This is a genomic window from Streptomyces sp. YS-3 (assembly GCF_045257485.1).
In the GTDB taxonomy this organism is placed as follows: Bacteria; Actinomycetota; Actinomycetes; order Streptomycetales; family Streptomycetaceae; genus Streptomyces.
Map to the genome: position 1 here is coordinate 1 of NZ_JBJHPC010000937.1, position 1,651 is coordinate 1,651.

The 1,651-nt window shown below is 70.0% G+C and carries 1 protein-coding gene, 5 tRNA genes and 2 pseudogenes; 3 read left to right on the forward strand and 5 right to left on the reverse strand.

The features are described 5' to 3' along the window. Together ACJA3G_RS36445 and ACJA3G_RS36450 are read left to right on the forward strand one after the other, a co-directional pair. Positions 1–390 (forward strand): annotated as a pseudogene (locus tag ACJA3G_RS36445) (aminoglycoside phosphotransferase family protein); the annotation flags it as partial. A gap of 46 nt (positions 391–436) precedes the next feature. After that, on the forward strand, positions 437–667 hold the full coding sequence (locus ACJA3G_RS36450; protein ID WP_406557311.1) for a zf-TFIIB domain-containing protein: 231 nt from the start codon (positions 437–439) through the stop codon (positions 665–667). A 113-nt stretch (positions 668–780) separates the two neighbouring features. Here ACJA3G_RS36450 and ACJA3G_RS36455 read toward each other — a convergent pair. From ACJA3G_RS36455 to ACJA3G_RS36475, 5 genes are all read right to left on the reverse strand, one after another. Then, positions 781–852, reverse strand: a tRNA-Val gene (locus ACJA3G_RS36455). Between the two features lie 56 nt (positions 853–908). Continuing rightward, positions 909–980 (reverse strand) — tRNA-Val (locus ACJA3G_RS36460). A gap of 26 nt (positions 981–1,006) precedes the next feature. Then, positions 1,007–1,078, reverse strand: a tRNA-Val gene (locus ACJA3G_RS36465). Between the two features lies 1 nt (position 1,079). Then, positions 1,080–1,153: transfer RNA gene (locus tag ACJA3G_RS36470), tRNA-Cys, on the reverse strand. Between the two features lie 39 nt (positions 1,154–1,192). Next, positions 1,193–1,265 (reverse strand) — tRNA-Gly (locus ACJA3G_RS36475). Between the two features lie 203 nt (positions 1,266–1,468). On the opposite strand from ACJA3G_RS36475, the pseudogene ACJA3G_RS36480 reads away from it, so the two are divergent. Then, positions 1,469–1,651, forward strand: a pseudogene (locus ACJA3G_RS36480) (anthranilate synthase component I family protein); the annotation flags it as partial.

Below are 1,651 nucleotides of genomic sequence, written 5' to 3' on the forward strand. Positions count from 1 at the left end.
GACCTCCACCTCGGCCAGCTCGTGCGCCACCCGGCCGGCACCGGCGACTGGCTGCTCATCGACGTGGACGACCTGGGACTGGGCGCAGCGGCCTGGGACCTGGCGCGCCCCGCCGCCTGGTACGCGGCGGGCCTGCTCGGCCCCGCCGACTGGACCCGCTTCCTCGCCGCGTACCGGGAGGCGGGCGGCCCCGCCGTCCCCGCGGCGGGCGACCCATGGCCGCAACTCGACGTGCCCGCCCGCGCCCTGACCGTACAGACGGCGGCCCTGGCCCTCGCCAAGTGCGCCCGTGAGCGGCGCGCGCCGGACGAGGCGGAGCTGATCATGATCGAGAGCTGTACCCGCGTCGCGGCACTCCCGCCCGAGCCGCCGGGAGGCGGCCCGACGTAGGGTGCTGCTTGCCCATCGGAAGTAACGGCGAGGAGTTGAGCCGGTCATGCAGTGTCCCAAGTGCCACGCGCCCATGCACACGTACAACCGCAACGGTGTCCAGATCGAGCAGTGCAGCGGTTGCCGGGGGATCTTCCTCGACTACGGGGAGCTGGAGTCGCTGACCCGGCTGGAGTCGCAGTGGGTGCAGCAGGCCCCGCAGCACGGCGGCGGCCACGGCGGTCACTACGGCCACAAGCGCCACAAGGGCTTCGGGCACATGCTCTTCTCGTCCTGACCCGCCGAGCCGACCCGTCGACCTGGCCCGTCGTCCCGACCCGCCCGCGGTCGCCCGACGGCGGGCGCACGACGAAGCCCCCGGCCTTCGAGAAGGCCGGGGGCTCCGGGCTGTGCGCGATACTGGGATTGAACCAGTGACCTCTTCCGTGTCAGGGAAGCGCTCTCCCGCTGAGCTAATCGCGCGGGATCGGTCAGAACCATACAGGACGGCTGCGGACCGGGTCGTACTGCGTACTGCGTGCGCGATACTGGGATTGAACCAGTGACCTCTTCCGTGTCAGGGAAGCGCTCTCCCGCTGAGCTAATCGCGCGGGTACGGATCTTCGAGAAGATCCAGTGGACGATACTGGGATTGAACCAGTGACCTCTTCCGTGTCAGGGAAGCGCTCTCCCGCTGAGCTAATCGTCCTTGGAGGTGGAGACGGGATTTGAACCCGTGTAGACGGCTTTGCAGGCCGTTGCCTCGCCTCTCGGCCACTCCACCAGGAGTGAGAGCAGGGGTTCGGGAAGATCCCCCACATCGAGCGGACGACGAGATTCGAACTCGCGACCCTCACCTTGGCAAGGTGATGCTCTACCAACTGAGCCACGTCCGCTTGTCGGTTCCGGTCCGCTTGCGCGTCCCGGCGACGTGTTGAACTCTAGCGGATTCCCGGGCCAGTACAAAAACGCGTTTGTGCAGCGTGCTGCGGTGTGCCCGCCCCGCACCCGCCCCCGGGCCCGCCCCGTACCCGGTGTCGTCCCTGGTCCGCGCCCGGGTCCGGGGCGGGTGCACGGCGGCGCCCCTAGACTCACAACCGTGCATGACCTCGCTCCTCTGGCCCGTTTCGGCGGGCTCCTCGCCTCCGATCTCCGCGATGTGACCGCCGACCCGGAGGCGCTGGACTCCTCCGGCTTCTGGGCGGTCGCGGCCGACTTCGAGGGCCGGCTCGTCTGTGCCCGCTTCGCGGACGTACGGCCCGACCCCGTGCCCGCCCCCGTC

What these genes read in the sequence shown, in the direction of transcription:
- ACJA3G_RS36450 (WP_406557311.1), top strand. Translation starts at nt 437, where the DNA reads ATGCAGTGTCCCAAGTGCCACGCGCCCATGCACACGTACAACCGCAAC.